This window comes from Marinomonas epiphytica, from assembly GCF_054780655.1.
Window position 1 is genome coordinate 265,703 of the sequence record NZ_BAAGVX010000033.1, and the last position, 22,129, is coordinate 287,831.

Sequence of the window (22,129 nt, forward strand, 5' to 3'; positions counted from 1 at the left end):
TTTATAAAAATCCCTTGCTGCCTAAGGCGGCCCCCAGTAATTGGACGTTTTAATTATTGGGGGCTTTTTATCTACTTACACTCCCTCTGCTTCAAAGCTAAATTGGTTAACTCGAGGGATATTGCAATACATTAAATTGCATGAGTAGTTCTGTGGCTTGCTCAACGCCTTTTACACGATGCGCCTGTATTCCAAGCTTAAGAGCCGTATCCACATTAACTTGGTTATCGTCTATAAAGAGTATCTGTTCAGGAGCAACTTTTAAGCGCTGGAGAACATGCTGATAAATTTCGACATCGGGTTTTACTGCACCAATGTGATGGGAGGCAAAATAACTATGGAATTGCCCTGCTAGACCCATTTCTAACATCAGCCTGTCCCAATGGGCGGCATTAGTATTTGACAATATGGCCCTATGTAAGCCCGGTTTAACGGACGCAACCAAGTCTAAAGCACCCTCGAATAACCCTTTGGGCCAAGCCCTAAATGACGCTTTAAAGACAGCAGGGTCAATATCGCTCCCAACTTCTTCTGGTAAGCGCCTAGTAAATTCATCAAAACTTATTTTACCCGTATCAAAAGCAGCCACACTGGGCGAGTTAAGCCACTTGATCCAGACCTCACTTTCCTCTCCTTGGGTGTTGAGCATTTTATGCATAGTGGATACACCACCTAGGTCCACTAACACATTACCTAAATCGAATAACACCACTTGAATCGGAGTTGTCTTTTTCATATTTTTACGTCCTTTTCTCAATCAGCAAAATCTTGCTCATCAAACCTACTGATCAACAAGACTAGCACAATTACCCTAGAGAAATACGTACTTTCACAATAAGCAAATTATTGCCTATTGCCTTGTCGTTAGGATAGGCAATAATTCGCTCACTCTATTCTCAAAGTGCCATACTCAAGAGCAAAATTTAAATATTTTCCTTTATATTCAATTGGTTAAATTTTGTGGCATAGTTTTAGCTATATACCACTTGTTCTAAAACCCATTACTGGAGAAAAATAATATGAAATTGGGCTTTGTTAGCAAAACACTTCTAGCTTCCGCAACTGCTGCGGCTATGACCTTATCTGCGACTCAAGTAAGTGCAGCAGATGACCGTAACTATATTCTTGCAACGGCTTCTACAGGTGGTACTTATTATCCTGTCGGTGTCGCAATTGCCACCTTGAGCAAAGTCAAGCTTGAGCCTCAGTTTGGTTTATCTCTTTCTGCTATCAGCTCAGCAGGATCAGGCGAAAACATTAAGCTGCTTCGCGAGAACCAAGCTCAGTTTGCTATTTTACAAGGTCTTTACGGGGCTTGGGCTTGGAATGGCGAAGGCCCTCTAGAAAGCTCTGGTAAACAGACTGAACTACGCTCAGTTTCTATGTTGTGGCAAAACGTTGAGCACTTCGTGCTTAAATCCGATCTTGCTAAAACAGGCACTGTGGCTGATTTAAAAGACATAGAAGGCACAAACCACAAGTTCTCAATTGGTAAGAAAAACTCTGGTACAGAAGGCTCTGGCCGTCAACTATTAACCGGACTAGGCATTCAGCCAGATGACTTTAGCCTTGCCTACATGGGTTACGGTGCCAGCGCTGATGCGATGCAAAACGGCAACATTGACGGTATGAACACACCTGCAGGTGTTCCAGTTAGCGCGGTAACTCGTTTGTACGCTTCTATGGGTGATAAAGTAAAAGTGCTGGATTTCACCGATGAGCAAATGAAAGAAGCAAATGGTCACTACAAACTGTGGACTCGTTATGAGATCCCTGCCAACACATACCCAGGCCAAACTCAGCCGATTAAGACGGTTGCTCAGCCTAACTTCTTAGCCTCTCGTGCTGATTTATCAGAAGAAGATGTATACCAGTTAACTAAGTCTATTTATGAAAACTTGCCTTACCTTAGCGCAATCCATAAAGCGACAGCAGTAATGTCTATTGAGAAAGCCATTGCTGGTCTACCCGTTCCTCTGCACCCTGGTGCTGCTCGTTACTACCGCGAACAAGGTGTTGAAATTCCTGCTCACCTTATCGCAGAGTAATCTCTTTAGGAGGCTTTCCCTCCCCTTAAGCGCCAAGCTACCCCTTGGCGCTTAACATTGCTTTTCCTACTTGTACTTTAAAAGGTAGCTGTTCTATGACTACTTCATCTCAACCAAACCAGACCGAAGAAAATGAAATCAATCTAGAAGATTTCGAAACAAAGCATCGTTCTGGCACCTGGTTAAACCGTATAGTTTTTACCATCGCCATTTTTTTAGCGGTAGCCCACATTTACATTAATACAATAGGAACACTTCCTGAACTATGGGTATCTGCATTTCACTTTGCAGGCTTTGGTACTTTGTGTGCGTTACTGATTCCTGCCCACCCAAAGTGGCGCGACAGTAAAACCGCTATGGCAATGGACGCCGTCATTGTGCTTGCTCTTATCGCCATGGTGTTTTACATCGTACTGTTTGAAGACGCGCTTTATGCTCGTGGCGTAACCTTTAGTACCGGAGATTGGGTTATCTCCTCAATGGCCGTATTACTTGCACTTGAGTTAATTCGTCGTACTAGCGGATGGTTTATTCCCTTTTTAATTGTTGTCGCACTTAGCTATGTTGTTTTGTGGGGTAGCTGGTTAGGCGGAGCCTTCTCTTTCCCAGGTTTAAGCATGGAAACCTTACTATACCGAAGCTTTTTTAGCACAGACGGCATGTTTGGCTCTATTTCAAGAATTTCATGGAGTTTTGTCTTCATGTTTATTCTTTTCGGTGCATTCTTGGTCAAATCCGGCGCCGGAGATTTCATTATTTCTTTATCTCGTTCTTTAGCCAGCAAAATGATTGGTGGTCCGGGATTTGTCGCGGTTTTAGGCTCTGGTTTAATGGGGTCGGTGTCTGGCTCTTCTGTCGCCAATACGGTTTCGACTGGTGTTATCACTATTCCGTTAATGCGAAAAGCCGGGTTCCCAGCTCGCTTTGCTGCCGGTATAGAAGCCGCCGCCTCAACAGGTGGGCAGTTGATGCCGCCCGTAATGGGTGCAGGTGCCTTTATTATGGCATCTTATACTCAGGTATCTTATGTCACTATTATCAGTGTGGCTGCGATTCCTGCCCTACTGTATTTTTTAAGCGTGGGGTTCTTCGTACGAGTTGAAGCTAAGCGTAGCAAGGTTATTGCCACTGAAGACGACGCAACGCCTATCAAAGAGGTCTTAAAAGAAGGCTGGCATCATGTTATTCCATTAGGAGTACTGGTCACTTTGTTAGTACAAGGGTTCACACCAACTTATGCAGCTGGGTTAAGCATCCTCGCTGTTATTGCTGCGTCTTGGCTATCTAAATCTCATCGCATGGGCCCGTTAGCGGTTCTCGATGCCATGGTGCAAGGTGCTAAAAACATGTCTACAACCGCTGTGCTATTAATTGGCATTGGCTTGGTTGTCAATGTCATCAGTACCACTGGGGTTGGTAATACTTTCTCATTATTGATCACTGATTGGGCTGGCGGCAGTTTATTCTTTACTATTATTTTGGTTGCCATTGCCTCCTTGGTATTGGGCATGGGGCTACCTGTTACGGCTTCTTACATCGTTTTAGGCACCCTTTCTGCACCGGCGATCTTTAACTTGATTGCTGAAAGTCAGCTGATTGAAATGATGGCTTCAGGCAATTTACCCCAAGCTGCCAGCGCCGTGTTCATGTTGGTAGACCCAAGTGCTGTTGGCGCTCTCGCACAAGGCATGTCCAGTGCAGACGCCGCTGCTCTATTAGCGCAAGTGCCTTCCGACTTTAAAGGCATGCTGATGGATCAAGCCCTTGGTGCAGAAAGTGTTGCTATGATCTTAGTAACAGCTCATATGATTATATTCTGGCTTTCACAAGACAGTAACGTAACCCCACCGGTTTGTTTGACGGCTTTTGCTGCCGCAGCCATTGCTAAAACGCCGCCAATGCGTACCGGCATGATGGCTTGGAAGCTTGCTAAAGGTCTGTACATTGTGCCACTCCTAATGGCTTATACCCAGCTGATCGGCGGCGATGCGGAAACTCTCATTCGTCTAACGGTATTCGGGATTGTCGGTCTATATGCTCTGGTTGCCACACTAGAAGGCTACCTTGAAAATAAATTGAACCTTGTCTCACGAGTTCTCATGCTCATCGCATCTGTTCTCATGCTATGGCCAGGTTTAGAGCTTTGGATGCAATTTATCGGTATGGCAATGTTTATAGCGCAATTTGTTATTGGTAATAAAACCTACAACAAAGAGCTAAAAAGCGCCTAACTGTTAGCAAAAAAAAGCTGGTGCAGATTGCTTTAAATGAAAAGCTAATCGGCACCAGCCTTTTGTCGTTATAGAAAAGAGATTATTTAAACAACGACTGCCATTTCTCTACATTCGCCAAAAACAAACCTTTTTGATCGTTGCTAATGCTCTGTTCGGTAGGGATTTTAGCCGTCATTGGATTAACTGCCTGACCTTTAAAATGCAACTCATAATGCAAATGAGCCCCCGTCGAGCGACCAGTATTACCACTTAAAGCAATCACCTGACCGCGCTTAACTCGCTCACCTTTATTAACCAGAATCTTACTTAAGTGAAGGAACCGTGTGCTATATGGGCCAGTATTATCTAGCACCAAATATTTACCCGCGTACTTATGGTTGGCCACTCGTGTCACAATGCCATTACCCGTTGCTAGCACCTTGGTGCCAATTGGCGTTGCTAGATCAACGCCATTATGTGGCGCATGTCGGCCCGTAATGGGGTGAAGGCGGTTTTTATTAAATGGCGAGCTAATTCGATATTGCTTAGAGGTTGGCCAACGTAATAAGCTGGGGGATAAACCATTACCATTCTGATCATAGAAATGTCCGTCTAGATTACGAAAAGCTTGGAGTGTTTGCCCCTTTACGGTTAATTCAAGTGCTTCTAGTTCGCTATTACCAATTTGCTCCTCACCGACAAAACCTTGTCTCAAAACAGCTTTAAATTGGTCACCAGCTTGTATCTCGCTATCAAACTGAATTTGATTATTAAAGAGGTTCTGCACTAATAAAATATTTGCATCCGACAAACCATGTTTTCTTGCGGATTGATAGAAACTTCCAGCAATAGACACGTCGATGAGTTTTTCAACATAGTCTATTGGCGTTAATATTTCCTGATAGGTAAAACCGCCACTTTTATGGCGCACATAAGCTACTTGCTTACTAGCATCTAGCTGACGAGAAATAGCATAAAGTTTCCCTTGGGTATCAATTTGGAAGGTTAGAGTATCTCCTTTCAAAATGGGCTCTAATACTAAATACTCTTGATCCGCCTCCAAAATATTGTACATGGTTTTAAGAGGTAACTTCAGGCGTAAGAAAATCTTCGCTAAGGTATCGCCAGATTGTATTTCATAACGATGCTTTACTACCGTGGGCACTTCAGGCTCTCGATGAAAACGAGGTAACTCAGGTAAGCCGAGTGGTGATATTAAGTTAAGAGGGCCTTGTAGCACTACGCCATTACCTTTTGTTAAAGCCAGTGTAGGTTCAGCAACAGGCTTTGGTATTTTCCCAACAGATATAGGCGGTTCCGGTACTAGTTTTTGATAAGCGAATAAACAAGCTAAAAATACCCACGCAAAGCTAACAAGCCAAATGACACTGGCTCTTTGCGGTGCCTTATATGGTTTTCGAGTTGATGAAACGGCTGACGTTTTTTTAGGCATAAAAGAACTCAAAACTTATTCGATACACTGTGCCAAAAATACGAAGGCAAATTGAGGCGCAATTTTACAGGTTTCTCATAACCATTCTAGTACTTGGTCATGACTTAGCGAGTCTCCCCTATTTCTTTGCAAGAAAATAAGAAAAGGCTCACTTCTCAATCTAATCCTGCACTGAGCATGTGCAGTTAAATCTACAACCTCAATTCACGATGCAGTATTATGCCCCTAAGACTCAATTTTGGAACCTACTCATGCAGCCAATCCAAGCCACTCAGTTTAAAGTCTTAACGTCCCGAACTATAAATGACGAAAGCACCTCCCTAGTTGTTGAAATACCAGCAAGTATCACGGTGAATGGCATAGCACATGCAATCATGATGGTGACTCCAAGCCAACTCGAAGCCTTTGCAATTGGCTTTGCTTTTTCTGAGCAAATTATTAACGATTTGGACGAGATTAGGGACATTAACATCTCATCAGTGCAAAAAGGGTCACTGCCTTATTTACAAATCGATTTAGAGCTTAGTCCAAGGTGCTTACAATCTTATAAGCAACAAAAGCATGTCAGACTAGGAGCCACAGGCTGTGGTCTGTGTGGTAGCGACTCAATAGAACACGCTTTCCCCAACTTAGCAAAATTGAAACCCTCGCTGCCTCTGCCTCAAGATCAACTTATCGGCTTGCGTAAATTACTCGCTCAACACCAAATAATAGGACAAGAAACAGGGGCGATACATGGGGCACTACTGCTTGATCCAGAAGGACAAAATCTTGCTTGTATGGAAGACATAGGCCGACATAATGCCATCGACAAGCTCATTGGCCATGCCCTACTGAATAAACTCTCTCTTTATGATCACAGCATTGTCACCTCCAGCCGTTGCAGCACTGAGTTGGTGTTAAAAGCGGTCAGAGCAAAACTGTCTTGCTTGATACACTTGGCGTCTCCTAGTACGCTGGCCGTTACCTTGGCACGCCAATATGGTTTAACCCTTATTCATTTGACCAAGCATGATGGGCCAAGACAGTATTCTTAAGGAACAGATTATGAGCAAAAAAACGGATCATCATACCCCCTATTCAGGCCCTGCGGGCGGTTGGGGAGCCTTAAAAAGTACCACCAAACACTGGTTAAAAAGCGACAATGCCGTTCGCAACATTAATACCCTTTTAAAAACCAACCAACCATATGGGTTTGATTGCCCTGGATGCGCTTGGGGAGAGAAGCACGACCCAGCTAAGATTCGCTTTTGCGAGAACGGGGCTAAAGCCGTCAATTGGGAAGCCACTTCTCGAAAGGTCGATGCCGAGTTTTTTGCTCAATACAGTGTGAGCTGGTTAAAAACGCAGAGCGATTACTACTTAGAGTATCAAGGCAGATTAACCGAGCCCATGAGGTATAACCCACAATCGGATCATTATGAGCCCATTAGTTGGTCTCAAGCTTTTGAGCAGATTGCCTCAGCATTAAAAACTCAGCCCTCTCCTCACAGTGCTGCTTTTTATACTTCTGGGCGAGCTAGCAATGAAGCAGCTTTTCTTTATCAGTTGTTTGCTCGAGCCTACGGAACTAATAACTTCCCAGATTGTTCCAATATGTGCCATGAAGCAAGTGGTTACGCCTTAACCAGCAGCATTGGTATTGGCAAAGGTACCGTCTCTATTGAAGACTTTGAACAGGCTGATGCTGTTTTTGTGTTTGGTCAAAACCCAGGCACCAACCACCCGAGAATGTTGGAAACCCTGCGTGAACTGGTCAGCAGAGGGGCCGAGTTAATCAGTTTTAACACTCTTAAAGAGCGCGGTTTAGAGCGTTTTCAAAACCCGCAAAAGCCCATTGAAATGCTAACAAATGGCTCAAGACCAACCAATACCGCCTATTACTGCCCGAAACTAGGGGGAGATATGGCTGTCGTTCGAGGAATCATTAAGGTATTAATTGAACTCGAAGCACAAGCCTCACAATGTGGTAAAGCCGTTTTTGATCATGACTTTATTCAACAACACACTCATGGGCTTGCGACATATCTTGAGACGGTAAAAAACACCCCCTGGGAAACTATTCTTGATCAGTCTGGCCTCACTGAAGAAGACATTCGTCATAGTGCCCATGTCTATGCAAACTCTGAGCGAGTAATTTGTACTTGGGCCATGGGGATCACACAGCACCAACATTCAGTGGCAACTATTCATGAAATCGTTAACCTCTTAGCCTTAAGAGGCAACCTTGGAAAACCAGGAGCTGGGGCTTGTCCTGTGCGAGGGCATAGTAATGTGCAAGGCGATAGAACCATGGGCATTAATGAGCGGCCTAAACAAAGCTTTCTTGATGCTCTCGAAAAGCGTTTTCAATTTACCCCTCCAAGCACACCTGGGCTGGCGGTTGTTGATACCATAAAAGCCATGCAGCAAGGAAAAGTAAAAATCTTCATTGCCCTAGGAGGAAACTTTGCTGCTGCCACACCGGACAGCCAAGCCACTGCTGAAGCTCTACGCCAATGTGATTTAACCGTACAAATAAGTACTAAACTAAATCGTTCGCACCTACAAATCGGCAAAGAAGCGATTATTCTACCTTGCTTAGGCAGAACAGACATTGATCGCCAGGCCAACGGCGAGCAAAGAGTAACAGTTGAAGACTCTTTTAGCATGGTCCATGCTTCAGGCGGGGTGTTAGAACCATTAAGCTCAGAACAGCGCTCTGAGCCCGCTATTATTGCTGGCATTGCTCAAGCAACACTAGGTAAGTTCCCCATCGATTGGCAAGCCACTGTCGCAGACTATGACATTATTCGAGATCACATTAGTGCTGTTGTGCCAGGCTTCGAGCACTTTAACGAAGAAATTAATCAAGAAGGCGGATTTTATCTTGGCAATAGCGCAAGGGAAAGAAGATGGCATACTGAGAATGGTAAAACCATATTTCATAATCACGAGTTACCAGATTCGATACTCCCTACACAAGCAGCTCAACTGATAACAGACACCACCATGATATTGCAGAGCCTTCGTTCACACGATCAATATAATACGACCATCTATGGTATGGACGATAGATACAGAGGAATAAAGGGACAGCGTAACCTTGTGTTCATTAACCCTGCAGATATTGAGCGCTTAGGGTTTCAAGCAGGCCAAAAAGTATCAATCCGATCACTTTGGAACGACGGTATAGAAAGAAAAGTCACCGGTTTTACACTTGTTCCTTATGCAATACCAGCTGGTAATCTTGCGGCTTATTACCCTGAAACCAACCCTTTAGTTCCCCTGGACAGTGTTGGGGCTTTTAGCCATACCCCGACGTCAAAAAGTATTGCAGTTGAGCTATTCATCGAAGATACGAACAACAAGATTGCAACTGGCAACTAAAACCATATAAGTCAAAAAGGTTTCTAGCAAGGTAAATACCAGCAACGGTAGGAATAATGACACATGAAATTCACTTTACTTTTGTTAAGCTTAACCTTAACTGCATGTAGCCTTTTATCTGAAAAATCTATGTCTATTCATCTTGCAATGAGTAAAAAAGACGTTTTGGATACATTAGGCACACCCAGTCTGCGATCCTTCTACGGAAATGAAGAAGCTTGACAGTATGCAGGCTATAAAGGGGTTAACCAGTGTTCCTATATTACCATTTGGTTTGATAAAGGTTTGGTCGTTGGACAAAGCGCCCAGCTAAAAGAAACGAGTTCGGGTTGCATAAAAGGCTTGGCAACCATTGATTGGCAAGGTCATCAATAAATTCATTCGCACCCAGCTAGGCGTATTTTAACTGGGTGCTATTGATTAATTTTTGGTAAATTGATTGGCAAACTGTTCGACACAATTTACCACCCGTTGAGCACCATCTTGTATTTCTAAAATCACGTTTCCTGCTTCATTAGACAGCTCTAACCCTTGCTCGGCTTGCTCTTTACCCGTATTTACCAAGGCCACCGCCTTTTCAGCTAAGACTTGATTTTGCTCAACTACAGAAACTATTTCTTCGGTAGCGGCACTGGTTCGAGAGGCCAATTGTCGAACTTCATCGGCAACCACAGCAAAACCTCGCCCCTGTTCACCGGCACGAGCCGCTTCAATAGCCGCATTAAGCGCTAACAGGTTGGTTTGCTCTGCAATTCCACTCACACTTTGAATAATTTGTCCCACTAGCTGAGACTGCTTATCCAGCTCTGAAATACCATCGGCAGCTTGGGCCATTTGGTCAGACAATTGATGCATGACTTCAACGGTTTTTTGCACCACTTGGCTGCCTTTTTGAGCGCTGCCATCTGTACCTTGTGAAGTTGAAAAGGCTATATCAGCCGCCTCAGAAATAGCCAACTCACGATTCACTTGATCGGTAATGACCGTCGCGAACTTCACTACTTTATAGAGATCACCCTGAAGATTCGTAATAGGATTATAGGAAGCCTCTAACCAAACCGTATTACCGGCGCTATCCACACGTTTAAACCTTTGTGCAACAAACTCCCCTCGATTCAAACGGGCCCAGAATGCTTCGTACTCTGACGAATTTGCTTCTTCTTCCTCACAGAACATGCGGTGATGTTGCCCTTTGATTTGCTCTAGACTATAACCCATGCCTTGCAGGAATAATTCATTGGCATTAATCACGTGCCCTGACATTTCAAATTCAATGAAGGCAGTTGAGCGCATTAATGCAGCGATGAGATTTTCGTGTTCACGAGAGGTACTAATGGTTCGCGTTAAGTCATTACCATGAATTTTGAAAAACTGAACCTTACCAGACTGATCTTTTACTGGTTGTATAATAATACGCAACCAGGACTCATCACCATTAGCTTGCAACATTTGAAATGCCCCAGACCAGTGATGAACTGAGTTAATTGCCTCGACCAATTGTTTATAGTGGCTAGTTTGTTGAGAAGCAGGGCGGACTAGGTCAACGAGCTTTTGGCCAACTAAATCAGACTCGCTCTTATAACCAAGTGCTTCTAGCAGTAAAGGATTAGCTGTAATTATGTGTCCATTTTCATCCAGCCTCATAGATAACATTTCTTGCTTAAGACTGTCGCTCACTTGCTTTAAAGCAAAGTTTTCTTCTTTCAATAGCTGAATTTCTTGATGCAAATGCTTGGTAAACATATTTCCTTCCTGAAAATGAATTATCTAAATTTGCTTAATGGCATATTAAATATACCAAGTCTTCATTACCTAACCTTAATAGAATTTTAATAGTATGCCGCTCAACTAGCCACTTGCCCCTAATAAAAATAGCACATAGAGACAAAAAGATACGTTCTGTTACTCTTTTATTATTAACTTATGCTATCTGAAAAATTAGTAATACAAATATAGCATGTCACTTAAGCATTTACAGCCGTTGATATAAATCAAAGTTATAGCTGTTTTTTTCAAACCCGCAAATAAAAAAGTTACACTCAAAGGATTGATTTTCTAGGAGTAGCTAAATTATGAAGGTTGCTGTTTTCTCTTCCAAGCCTTATGACGAAAGAAGCCTAGCTGAATTCACTAGCTCGGCTTCAGAACTAACTTTCAGTTTTTTTGAAAGCCGACTTAGCTTAGAAACCGTTAGCTTAGCCAAGGGGTATGAGTTGGTATGCTGTTTCGTGAACGACCAGCTAACCGGTGAAGTTCTTACAAAACTACAACAATTGTCTGTGAAGGGCGTTGTTCTTAGGTGTGCAGGGTATAACAATGTAGACTTAGAGCATGCGAAAAAGCTCGGCATTAAGGTCTATTATGTACCAGATTACAGCCCAACCTCTGTAGCCGAGCACGCTGTTGCCCTAATCATGGCTTTGAATCGAAAAACCCATCGAGCCTTTCATAGAGTAAAAGAGAACAACTTCGCACTTGAGGGTTTGTTAGGCTTCAACTTAGAAGGAAAAACAGTAGGTAGTATCGGGGCTGGTAGAATTGGTGAGTCTTTTTGCCGTATCATGCGAGGTTTTGGCTGTACCGTACTCTATTACGATCTAAAAAAGAATACTCATTTAGATGAACTTGGTTGCCAACACACTGATCTCAACTTTTTATACCAAGAATCTGACATTATCAGCTTACATTGCCCGCTAAATGAACATACCCACCATCTAATAAATCGCACGTCCTTAAAGGAAATGCAAACAGGAGTCATGCTAATAAACACCAGCCGCGGTGGCCTCGTCCATGCCCAGGACGCTATTGAAGCTTTGTATAGTGGTCAAATTGGCTATTTAGGATTAGACGTATACGAATACGAAGGCTCTTTATTTTTTGAAGACCTGTCAGCACGAGTTATCCAAGACAGTGTATTCCAGCTGCTTTTGTCTTTCCCAAATGTTATCGTCACAGGCCACCAAGGCTACTTTACTAAAGAAGCTTTAGCCCATATTGCCAATACGACGATACTTAATATTAGGCATTATCAAGAAGGAAAACAGGCAGATACACAGTTGGTTTAAAGACTTAATTATCAATGCAGTTGAAACTCGCTTCACCTAAAGCAAAATATCTATGAATCCTGTTTTGCATAAGTAGGTTCTTTTACTTAAAATCGCTAACTAAATCCCAACAATAACATTAAGACATTGAGGAACCTGTTATGTCAGCAGATGCTGCAACTATTCCATCCGTAGGTTTCGGCTTATGGAAAGTACCAAATGAAATGTGTGCCGATACGGTTTATGAAGCCATTAAAGCAGGTTATCGCCATATAGATAGTGCCAGTGACTATGGCAACGAAAAAGAAACAGGGGAAGGTATTGCTCGCGCCATTAAAGAGGGTATCTGTACCCGTGAAGAGCTGTGGATTACATCTAAACTTTGGAATACCTACCACGCTAAAGAGCATGTAAAACCTGCATTAATGCGTACCTTAGAGGATTTGCAACTAGATTACCTAGATTTATACCTCATCCACTTCCCAATTGCCCAGCAATTCGTACCTTTCGAGGACAATTACCCACCTGGTTGGACAGTTGACCCAAGTGCTGCCCCTAAAATGACTTTAGCTAAAGTGCCATTACACGAAACCTGGTCAGCCATGGAAAGCCTAGCGGAAGAAAATTTGGTTAAGCATATTGGTGTGTGCAACTATAATACAGGGTTGCTTCACGACTTAATGAACTACGCCAATATTAAGCCACATAGCTTGCAAATTGAATCTCATCCCTATCTAACTCAAGAACGCCTTATCCGCATGGCAAAAGATTACGGCCTGCAAGTGACCTCTTTCTCTCCCCTTGGCGCACTTTCTTACCTTGAACTGGATATGGCAGGCCAACAAGAGTCCACTCTTGAGCAATCTGTTGTGAAAGCGGCTGCGGCTCGCCTTGGCAAAACACCAGCACAAGTTGTATTACGTTGGGGCGTGCAACGAGGCTGCTCGATCATTCCAAAAACCAGCAAGCCTGAGCGAATGATTGAAAACTTATCTTTGTTTGACTTTGAACTGACACAAGAAGAGATGGATGCGATTACGGCACTCAATCAAAACCGTCGTTTTAATGATCCTGGTCACTTCTGTGAAGCAGCATTTGGTACTTTTTACCCTATTTACGACTAAATAGGGTTTATTTGATAAAAAGGAAACAACTATGGCGACCCTAAATACAAAAGGGGCGATTGAGTTTGCTAATCTCGAAGGCCTACACACATACGACGATACTCTTTTCCCAAGTATCGTCACTCAGCAAAGTATTGTTGCGCCTAATTCAATTAGTGATCTTACTCAGTCCATTGCGTGGGTAAAAAACAATTTAGCAGAGCTCAAAGAAGCCCTGAGCGAATCAGGTACTTTGCTATTTCGTGGTTTTCCACTTCATTCTGCAGAAGATTTTGATGCCTTTTCAGCGGCCTTTGAATTTGACTCTTTTACTTACCAAGAGTCTCTTTCTAACGCTGTCCGCATTAATTTTACGGAGCGAGTCTTTACGGCTAACGAAGCTCCCAAAGATGTGGAAATATTCTTACACCATGAAATGGCACAAACCCCCGTTTCACCAGATCAGCTTTTCTTCTTCTGTTTAAAAGCCGCAGATCATGGTGGTGCCACTCCTTTATGTCGTTCTGACAAGCTTTTTGAAAAGCTACAAAAAGTCGCTCCTGAACTGGCACAAGACTTTGCTGAAAAAGGATTAAAATACACCACCAGCATGCCAAGTGAAAATGATGTTAATTCAGGACAAGGCCGTAGTTGGAAAAGCACTCTGAGTTGTGAAACCCAAACAGAAGCCGAGGCCAAACTGAAATCTCTTGGCTACTCATGGGAATGGCTAGAAGACGGCACATTAAGAGCGACCACACCAGTTCTACCTGCCGTAGTTGAGCTTAAAAATGGCAAGAAGACTTTCTATAACCAGTTGATTGCTGCTTATATGGGATGGAAAGGAGTACGTGAAAATCCATCGAGTGCTATCACCTATGGAGATGGTTCACATTTTAAAGCGGAAGATCTTGAGCTAATTAATAGCTTATCAGCCGAGTTCACCTTTGATGTGGAATGGCAAGACGGAGATATGGCGATAGTCGATAACTATATGGCCATGCATGGTCGTCGCCCTTATGGTGGTGAAACCAAACGCCAAGTATTGGTTGCACTAGGCAAAAGCTAGGGTGTTATTTAAGTTGGCAATCAGGTGCTTTGCCAACTTAAATGAGCAAAGGGGAGGTGACCTAATTAATCTTAGGGAGTTCTTTACTAAGTTTTTTAGGTTGCTTTTCCCAGCGCACTTTAATGTCAAATTGCTGACGGTCATCCTCTTCTGAGGCTGTGACTTTAAGGTATAAAAGTCCTTCTGGTTGTAGCACAAGTGCGCCTTTCTCATCGCTAAACTCAAGTTTACCCTTACCTAAACTTTTCGAAATCGTTTTTAGCAGATCTTGAATATCACTACTATCTAATAACGCTTCGTGTTTAAACTCAGTTTTAGATTTCATAAGTTATCCATATATTTGTCTTAATGTCTCAGGTTTCATCACTTTAACTTGCGGATAGTCACAGCTAATCCCCACTACACCATGCGCTTTGCTAATGATGGTTGCCCCTATACCATAGCCTTCTAGTCCTTCATTGATGCGCGAATGTGTGTCTAGAGTGACGTCCGCTTCAATATGAATGAGCCCTTTCTTTACCGTAATTCTTTGCCCAAACCGTCGGTTAACATGACCTTGAACGACAACATGAACACCCGATTTATGTACCGCTTTCACACCATGATCCGTTAAAGGTAAATCGGCTTCCCGATATTTTGTACGGAAGGTATTCGCAAGTGAACTGTAGTAAAAACCAAATAAATCACGATGTTTTAAATTGCGATGAAACGCTTTATTCGCATACTTAATTCCACTTTTTAGCAATAGCTGCCCCATGGTGTCATCTAAACCTGCATGCAAAAAGAGAAATGCCCCCCGCTTTTCAAGCAATTTCATCTTATGAAAAAACCAAGCAAACTCGCCCTTTTTACTTAGGAACAGCTTTTGGCACATCAGTGCAGCGGCATAAACCTGCTGCAGCGTCATACCAGCTGCAAGGCAATTTTTTTCAAAGGTTTGCGACTTAGAGGACATTTTACGTACTTCACGCTCAATTCCTTCCGCTGTCAGCTGACCCGCTGCATGGTAGGGAAAGGCTTCAAACCACTTTTCACTAGGAAACAGCTTATTGCGACAAGTGTCTTCATCCGGCACCTTTTTCTGCCAGTTCGTTCCTTCCACATACTGCTCGAACACTTCTTTAAATAAAGGAATAACCTTTTTCCCCATACGAACAAAAAAGTGCTGATTCCCTATATCTTTTTTACGCTCTAGCGCCAACAGCCCCATGATTAGTCTTAAATCATGATTACCCGCTAACAAAGTCACTCTGGCTTTTAAACGAAACAATTGTTTTACGCTGCGTAATAGGTCTAAATTACTTGGACCTTTATCTAGGCAGTCTCCCCCAATGATAATTTCGGCTTTACGGCCAAACTTAGTTAACTTTAGCTTACCCAAGCCAGCCTTACGTTGACGCGCGACCCCTGCGGCAATTAAGGATGCTTCGAACGCTTGGGCATCGGCATGAGGGTCTGAAATAAACACCACTGGGCGTTTAGGCCACTTTAACTTGCGCTTCAGTTTATGGGCCTTGGTTGCTCCAGTCATGCGAGCACTGGCGTTACTAGAACCACCGTCTTGTGGCCAATCAATCCACTCAGAAGGCAGCCTAGCAAGGATATCTGCATGAACTGGGGAGTCAGCAATTTTGGGAATAGGGTTTTTCATATATTTACCTAGTGAACGCAATGCCTAATCAGGCACTTCGTTTAATTTTCTTTGTTTCCATTTGCCAAACACAGGAACGGAAAAGCTTGTTTGATTGGCAAAATCAAACACCACTGGGTGCCCATAAAACATACTTAATTGCCTAATCTGTTCCTTTTCCATTAATTCAAGCAAATAGGCTGCGTGACGGATTGACGCACCATGTCCGATAATCAGTTTAAGCGTGTCATCATGCTCACCAAGCATACGATGCTGAATGTGATTCGCGACTCTTGTGCCTGCATCCATTAATGACTCAGCCCCATCGAAAGGCAAACAATAATCGCTGGACGACTTCCAATTAGCAGGAGGACGCTCAAACCTAGGGTCTAGCTCTAAAATTCTTTCGATTTCATCGACCGTTAAATTAGCCACCGCGCCGACACTGCGCTCGCACAAGGCTGAAAACGACTCTATAACAGGTGTATTTTTGAAAAAACCGGCCAGTTCCTGGCGATATATTTCAGCGGTTTGCCATGCTCTAAGTAACGTAGAGCAATCAATAATAGGGTCTAATTGAATGGCATGTTCTGACAACCAAGCAGCCAATTGTCGGGCTTGCTGGCGAACCTCAATTTCCCCTTGTATTGTTAATGGGTAAGGCTGTAACGCACTAGGAGCTTGCTCAATTTGTTGATAAGCACCGTGTCGGATAAGCGCGATTTTACGACTCATATTTCCTCCGTTGATGCTAAAAGATCAACGGCTTTATCAAAGTCTACCGCACCAAATAATCGATACACGGCAATGCCCTCTAGTACTTGCTGATAATCTTCAAGGTCAGCGCACTCTGTCAGCTCAATGAATTGCCCAGTACTATCTTGGTAAAAAGGTCCTGGCCGCTTCCTAAGCCCTTCAATATGAGCAAGACCTTGCTGAAGATCAACTCGCTCAATTTGGGTAGGCACCTTCGATCCTAAAGACCAATCCAGCATAATTAAACGTGTCAACTGCCCGGTTAACACAACACGTTCAGGACCATATTCATCTTCAATCTGCACATCGTACTTTTGTTCAAGTTGCCAAAGCGTTGACTGATCAAGCTGTTGTAAGCGTTCCTGCTCTTGTACGGGCAAAATGTGCTTGAGCCGCCCCCCAGAAGAGTGCAACAAGGTACCAGGGTTTACCCTGGGCAGTTTGGCTACACCGGTTAAGGTCACACCGGCTTCATTTCGTTGTAACAAAATACGATCGTTACTAATGAAATGAGTCGAATCATCCTCCAAGCAACGCAGCATTAGAGTCGACTTCCCCCCCCCTGAACCTGCTGCAATCGCCGTTACTTGCCCCTCTTTAGAAAACGCAGAGGCATGGCCAAGCAAACAACCTTCGCGTAAATGAACATTGATAAATTGATTATTAATAAAGTTAACTATTTGCGCCAAATTCTTGACGCAAGGTCCCACGGCGACTGGGTCCCTTTGCCTTTGTAATAAGGCTAAACCGGTTTTGAATTTTTTTATCCAACGCCCCGACGGGCTATCAATATAACCTTCTTTACGACCCGTTTTACCAATTTCTCTGGGAACAGGTAGCCAATCTAATGCGGCGCCCACGACCCCCTGCTCCACCACATAAACGTCGACAACTTTTTGCTCCACAGTACTAGCGAAATAGCTTTTATAATACTCTTTTAGCCCTTCTATAATGCTTTCGTTGTTGCTATGCAGACAAAAACCTAAACCGGCAAAAACAAACATATGTTTATATTGGCAAGACGCTAAGGCGTGTTTTAATTCATGGTTTGCCAAAGGATTATTCAGCATTATGACTCCTTACTTGCTGTACAGCATAGTTCGCATAAGCTTGTGCAGCATCGACCCCACAACCTTCGAGTGCGCCTTTAAAGCCCCCAAAAGCGGATACTTCAAACACCACCGGGCCCTTATCTGTTAGTGCGATATCTACCGTAGTAAAGCTCATTTCGTAACACGCTTGGGCTCGCTGCCCCAACTCGATTAACTCATCGCTCGCTGCGTAGTTTTCATAGCGACCACCACTGTGAATAGTCGTATTCCAAGTATCATTGCCTGCTACACGAGCGTAGGTACAAAGATACTGGCCACCTAAAAACACCATGCCCAGATCTCGGCCATTAAGCTCTAACTTTTCTTGAATATAAATAATTCCCTGCTCGTCCAAGTAAGCTGATAGCTGTTTTCGAATTTCATCATCTGAGTTATCCGCGCCAAGCATCAACATGCCGCGCGCTTTCGTCGAGTACAAAGGCTTAACAATAGCAGAGCCATATTCACGAACAGTTTGCACAGCAAGTTCCAAGGACTCAGTCACTCTCGTTTTGGGCATTGGAATATCGCCTTGATGAAGCGCAAGAGTACCGCTCAGACGATTAATCAACTTATCCATGCTATGAGTAGGACTAAAAACGGTTACGCCACAACACTCTAAATGGGACAGCAGATGGATTCTATCTTCTGCACTAGGGGAATAGACTTGGCTGATTTTCTTAACGATGACCCCATCTAATTGAGACAAATCCATGCCCTGCCACATTACCTGATTAGTATCGAGCCGTAATTCTACATCCTTCATATCAATTACAGCTCGAAACCCAGTCATGGCTTCTAGACGATCTGCCAACACCTCTGTGGACCATTTCCCTGGTATACCGACCACGGCAATACGTGGTGCGTTCTCCTGGTTGTGTATTGCCTCTTGATCAGAGGGTAGATTATTCAAAATACAACTCCTTTAGTGGAATTTTAAAAGAGGTTTCTTGCTCAGAGGGCATATTCGCTAATGTTTCAAGTAAATAGCGTGCTCTTAAATGCATGCGAGAAGCCAGTTTTTTATCAAAAATGAATCGCGTGGAGGTTGCGAAAGAGCGAGCTAAACCTGCCGCTAGGCGAAGTTCAAAGGTGCTGTCTTGATGTCGCTTCGCGTATCGGCTACCAAATTGGTATATTTGCTTCGCACTATCCATCATAAGCGCGCGGGTTTCACCACTGAGCACTTGTAAGCGATAGATAGACACCATTAACACAGAAAGATCTTGCACATAATCAAAATACTGGGAGCGATGTAAATCAATAAAATAAATACGTTTCTCTAAATCATCATAAATCAAATTATCGACATTAAAATCCCCGTGGGTTAGCACGGAAAAAGGCGCAGGCCAGAGACGTTCTTTGGCAGCCACAGCGTCAATTAAATGATCGAAACTTGGCCGTACAAAACCACATAAACTCTGTTCTTCACTAAAAAAAGTTGGATGCAGTTGACGACTGGCGTCAATGCGCTTTGCCAGTTGTGCCATGAATTTAGCCTGTATCGGCTCTGCTATAAGGGTTTTCTTCCAAGTACTATTCAGTAACGCAAACAAGGCGTTTAGGCTGACATGAACTGCCTTTTCATTACCATTTAGTAATAGAGCTTCCAGTGTTTGGCCTGGCATATGCTCAATCAACAGCGACGAAGTATTGTTCTTTTTATCCGTGTGAGCTAACACATCGGGGGCCACATTAGGGTCCACTTTTTGCCATTGTTTCACCCCAGCTACTTCTTCAGCGATTTTTTCTTGGTTACCTTCTTTATAAACCGCCAGTACGCCATTATCCGTTTCTGTTTTATGACTAATTGAAGCAATGGCACTACCCGAACGGGTTAAAGCAAGGCGACGAATTTTCAAATCGGCTAAGTCGTAATTCAATGAGTCCGCTGAGGCTTGCAAGTGATCGTAATTTTGTAAAGAGACTACCTGACCTAGATCCGCTTGAATTAGGCACTCTCCCACAACAGAAAGTTGGTCAACGGCTTCTTTTAAACAGTAAGCCGTCAAGAAAGCCGACTGCAGAACCTCACCTGATAAACTATTTTTCTGCTGTTTAATTGTAACGAGAATTTCCTCATACAAAGACAGCATTGGCTGTATTCGACGTCCTACTTTTATGCCAGTACGACGTAAAGACTTGTCTAAGCCTAGCTTAACGAGCCGCACCGCACGATGCATTTTTTTGACTAAGGAAAAGCATTTTTGCACCTCTGGGTGGTCTTTTGAACTAAACACCAGCCCCTGTTCGATACAATGATGAAGATGCAAGGCCATGCGGTCTAAAGCCATGGCAAGAGTGCGATTCGCTTCTACTTTAATATAGAAACGAGTGCCAGGCTTGCGACGTTCGATTAACAAAGCGCACTCTTTATCGACCTTTTCTCGCAACGTTTTAATATAGCCTCTGCGGCCACACATACGCATGTATAAGTCGCTAGGAAAGTCTGTAAAAAACTGTTCAGCAAGCTGGCAATGAAGTTCAACTTCATTAATGAGAAAGTGTAAGTTCTCTTGTACTGCCGAGGCAGGTTTTGACATTATTAAGGTCCATTTTTCATTTTCTGTCTAACAACAGTAACAATCTTTCGTTACGATTAAGTTAAAATGTTACAAATATGACAGTAGCATACTATTTCAAATGACTTCAAAAGGGAGCAAGTAATGTCGCTGGACAAAGCAATGCAAGACGAGCTAATACACATTGTAAGACGAGCAGGCCAGGAAATTGTAATGAGCAAGTTTCGCCAGTTAGACCTGTCTGATGTCGCTACAAAGAGCAGTTTGAGCGACCTTGTCACCATTGCAGACCACGCTAGCGAAGAGTTTATTAGCACCCAAATCAAGCAAAGCTTTCCCAATTGGGCGATTGTTGGAGAAGAAGCCGTCGCCGAAGACCCAAAAACAACCGATCTTATTAGCAGTGCAGACACCTGCGTGATCATAGATCCGATTGATGGCACTTGGAACTTTGCACATGGTTTATCTGACTTTGGGATTATTCTCGCCGTCGTAGAAAAAGGCGTTACCCAATTTGGTTTACTTTATGACCCTGTGAATGACGACTGGATCTATAGCCACTTGGGACAAGGGGCATATTTTCAAAGAACACTGCCACAAGAAAAAGGCGACACCACAGTCAATGCCTTTGCTCAACCTCCCAAGCCTTTAACCATTCAAGCGCAAACAGAGTTAACTGCATTGGCAGGCATTATGTCTATCCATGCCTATACGGGTGAAAAGTTAAAAGACTTTGCCTTAAAAGCGACTCACTTTGCTCGCATTAATAACCTTCCTTCTTGCCCAGCTTATCGTATGCTGGCACAGGGGCACTTTCACTTTACCCTCACCTATAAAATGATGCCTTGGGATCATGCTGCTGGCGTTCTGATATACCAAGAAGCTGGTGGTGTCTGTCGCACGTTAGACGGAAAAGAGTATCAGCCGACTTTACTAGATGGAGAAATGCTGGCTGCTCAATCTGAACAGCAATGGCAAGCCCTCGCTAAACATTTTAGAGAAAACTAATCGATATTCGGCGCCTTACCAAGCGCCGAACCTAAATGTGCAAAGTAGTCAGCAAAGGCTAAATTAATTGCCTCTCGGTTTTTTCCTTTTGGGTAAAGCCCGAATTGAGCTTCTTGGGAAGCACGGGTGCCTTTTACTAAAAACTGGCTATTGGGTAAGGCATCTTCAATAAAGGCTTCAAAGCAGCGTGCTGCCATTTCTTCCGGCTTGGCGTAATAATAGCTATTCAGCTGTCCATCTACTTGTTTTGCTAGCATAAATAGCTCGCTCGGCCGCTCCCCTGCGTCATCTAATAAAATGGTCTGAAAACAGTGGCCGAGCAGTGTATTTAAAGGGTGTGGATAAGGCACTGCATTATTGATCCAAGCAAATGAAGCGAATTCCTTGTCAGATATTGTCGCAAACATCTTACTCCCCATATGGTGATCAAAGGCATGGAACCATTCATGGGCTAAACTACCCGCCCCAGCGTTTTTCGCTAACGCCAATTGCCTTGTGGCAGGAGTGTAATGGGCACTAACTCCCAGTTGACCGCCCTTACCATACTGGATACCTAATTGCCCCCGTAACGAAATAACTTCATAAGGCACATTGAGCACGCGCTTCAAATCGGTTAAAGCTTGGTAAAATTTTGGCGCCGCCCTATCGCGTTCTTCACTGGTTACCCAACGCCCCATTTCAATACTGCGAAAGTCAAACTCTCTGCGAATCGCAACAAAGTTCATAGTGTTCCTTTTTCTGCGCACCAAGCCGTTATGAAGCCCGCACTTTTTACAAAGTGCGTTTTTGTGCTCGATAAATTCAATAATCACCGGAAGAAATT

18 protein-coding genes are annotated in these 22,129 nt (G+C 43.5%); 8 read left to right on the top strand and 10 right to left on the bottom strand.

The window, feature by feature from the left end; genetic code table 11:
- Window positions 1-106: 106 nt before the first annotated feature.
- Window positions 107-736, bottom strand: coding sequence for an HAD family hydrolase (locus ACYVGZ_RS11525; protein ID WP_460755577.1), 630 nt, complete (start codon window positions 734-736; stop codon window positions 107-109).
- Window positions 737-1,019: 283 nt separating this feature from the next.
- Between ACYVGZ_RS11525 and ACYVGZ_RS11530 the strand changes: the two genes are divergently transcribed.
- Both ACYVGZ_RS11530 and ACYVGZ_RS11535 read left to right on the top strand, forming a co-directional pair.
- On the top strand, window positions 1,020-2,048 hold the full coding sequence (locus ACYVGZ_RS11530; RefSeq protein WP_460755580.1) for a TAXI family TRAP transporter solute-binding subunit: 1,029 nt from the start codon (window positions 1,020-1,022) through the stop codon (window positions 2,046-2,048).
- 95 nt (window positions 2,049-2,143) lie between these two features.
- Complete coding sequence (locus tag ACYVGZ_RS11535; RefSeq protein ID WP_460755583.1) at window positions 2,144-4,279, top strand: TRAP transporter permease; 2,136 nt, start codon at window positions 2,144-2,146, stop codon at window positions 4,277-4,279.
- Window positions 4,280-4,361: 82 nt separating this feature from the next.
- On the opposite strand, the gene ACYVGZ_RS11540 is transcribed toward ACYVGZ_RS11535, so the two are convergent.
- Entirely contained in the window at window positions 4,362-5,714 is a 1,353-nt protein-coding gene (locus ACYVGZ_RS11540) for a peptidoglycan DD-metalloendopeptidase family protein (RefSeq protein WP_460755585.1), read from the bottom strand.
- 251 nt (window positions 5,715-5,965) lie between these two features.
- On the opposite strand from ACYVGZ_RS11540, the gene fdhD reads away from it, so the two are divergent.
- Window positions 5,966-6,751, top strand: coding sequence for a formate dehydrogenase accessory sulfurtransferase FdhD (fdhD, locus tag ACYVGZ_RS11545; protein WP_460755588.1), 786 nt, complete (start codon window positions 5,966-5,968; stop codon window positions 6,749-6,751).
- 10 nt (window positions 6,752-6,761) lie between these two features.
- Window positions 6,762-9,083 carry an FdhF/YdeP family oxidoreductase gene (locus ACYVGZ_RS11550; RefSeq protein WP_460755591.1) on the top strand — a complete coding sequence of 774 codons (2,322 nt, stop codon included), beginning with the start codon at window positions 6,762-6,764 and terminating at the stop codon, window positions 9,081-9,083.
- A 420-nt stretch (window positions 9,084-9,503) separates the two neighbouring features.
- Here ACYVGZ_RS11550 and ACYVGZ_RS11555 read toward each other — a convergent pair whose 3' ends face one another.
- Window positions 9,504-10,826, bottom strand: a complete 1,323-nt coding sequence (locus tag ACYVGZ_RS11555) for a methyl-accepting chemotaxis protein (protein WP_460755594.1) — start codon at window positions 10,824-10,826, stop codon at window positions 9,504-9,506.
- A 329-nt stretch (window positions 10,827-11,155) separates the two neighbouring features.
- Between ACYVGZ_RS11555 and ACYVGZ_RS11560 the strand changes: the two genes are divergently transcribed.
- The 3 genes from ACYVGZ_RS11560 (at window position 11,156) to ACYVGZ_RS11570 (ending at window position 14,299) form a co-directional block, all read left to right on the top strand.
- Window positions 11,156-12,148, top strand: coding sequence for a 2-hydroxyacid dehydrogenase (locus tag ACYVGZ_RS11560; protein WP_460755596.1), 993 nt, complete (start codon window positions 11,156-11,158; stop codon window positions 12,146-12,148).
- A 140-nt stretch (window positions 12,149-12,288) separates the two neighbouring features.
- Window positions 12,289-13,251 (top strand): aldo/keto reductase, encoded by a 963-nt coding sequence (locus ACYVGZ_RS11565; RefSeq protein ID WP_460755599.1) that lies wholly within the window; start codon window positions 12,289-12,291, stop codon window positions 13,249-13,251.
- Between the two features lie 31 nt (window positions 13,252-13,282).
- A complete protein-coding gene (locus ACYVGZ_RS11570; protein WP_460755602.1) occupies window positions 13,283-14,299 on the top strand; it encodes a TauD/TfdA family dioxygenase in 1,017 nt (338 codons plus the stop codon).
- A gap of 61 nt (window positions 14,300-14,360) precedes the next feature.
- On the opposite strand, the gene ACYVGZ_RS11575 is transcribed toward ACYVGZ_RS11570, so the two are convergent.
- From ACYVGZ_RS11575 to ACYVGZ_RS11600, 6 genes are read right to left on the bottom strand one after another with little or no spacing between them, the layout of a single operon-like run.
- On the bottom strand, window positions 14,361-14,624 hold the full coding sequence (locus tag ACYVGZ_RS11575; protein ID WP_460755605.1) for an amphi-Trp domain-containing protein: 264 nt from the start codon (window positions 14,622-14,624) through the stop codon (window positions 14,361-14,363).
- Between the two features lie 3 nt (window positions 14,625-14,627).
- Window positions 14,628-15,950: a metallophosphoesterase family protein gene (locus tag ACYVGZ_RS11580; RefSeq protein WP_460755608.1), complete on the bottom strand. Its 1,323-nt coding sequence runs from the start codon at window positions 15,948-15,950 to the stop codon at window positions 14,628-14,630.
- 24 nt (window positions 15,951-15,974) lie between these two features.
- On the bottom strand, window positions 15,975-16,664 hold the full coding sequence (locus ACYVGZ_RS11585; RefSeq protein ID WP_460755611.1) for a histidine phosphatase family protein: 690 nt from the start codon (window positions 16,662-16,664) through the stop codon (window positions 15,975-15,977).
- Entirely contained in the window at window positions 16,661-17,755 is a 1,095-nt protein-coding gene (locus ACYVGZ_RS11590; protein ID WP_460755613.1) for an HprK-related kinase B, read from the bottom strand. The genes ACYVGZ_RS11585 and ACYVGZ_RS11590 overlap by 4 nt, the downstream gene beginning before the upstream one ends.
- Window positions 17,745-18,689, bottom strand: coding sequence for a GAK system ATP-grasp enzyme (locus tag ACYVGZ_RS11595; protein WP_460755616.1), 945 nt, complete (start codon window positions 18,687-18,689; stop codon window positions 17,745-17,747). The genes ACYVGZ_RS11590 and ACYVGZ_RS11595 overlap by 11 nt, the downstream gene beginning before the upstream one ends.
- Entirely contained in the window at window positions 18,682-20,319 is a 1,638-nt protein-coding gene (locus ACYVGZ_RS11600) for a phosphotransferase (protein WP_460755619.1), read from the bottom strand. The genes ACYVGZ_RS11595 and ACYVGZ_RS11600 overlap by 8 nt, the downstream gene beginning before the upstream one ends.
- A gap of 123 nt (window positions 20,320-20,442) precedes the next feature.
- Between ACYVGZ_RS11600 and ACYVGZ_RS11605 the strand changes: the two genes are divergently transcribed.
- The gene (locus tag ACYVGZ_RS11605) at window positions 20,443-21,306 is read left to right on the top strand and encodes an inositol monophosphatase family protein (protein WP_460755622.1); all 864 of its coding nucleotides are present in this window, start codon (window positions 20,443-20,445) and stop codon (window positions 21,304-21,306) included.
- On the opposite strand, the gene ACYVGZ_RS11610 is transcribed toward ACYVGZ_RS11605, so the two are convergent.
- A complete protein-coding gene (locus tag ACYVGZ_RS11610) occupies window positions 21,303-22,118 on the bottom strand; it encodes a CLCA_X family protein (protein ID WP_460755624.1) in 816 nt (271 codons plus the stop codon). The two genes, ACYVGZ_RS11605 and ACYVGZ_RS11610, sit on opposite strands and share 4 nt — an antisense overlap.
- Window positions 22,119-22,129 lie beyond the last annotated feature (11 nt).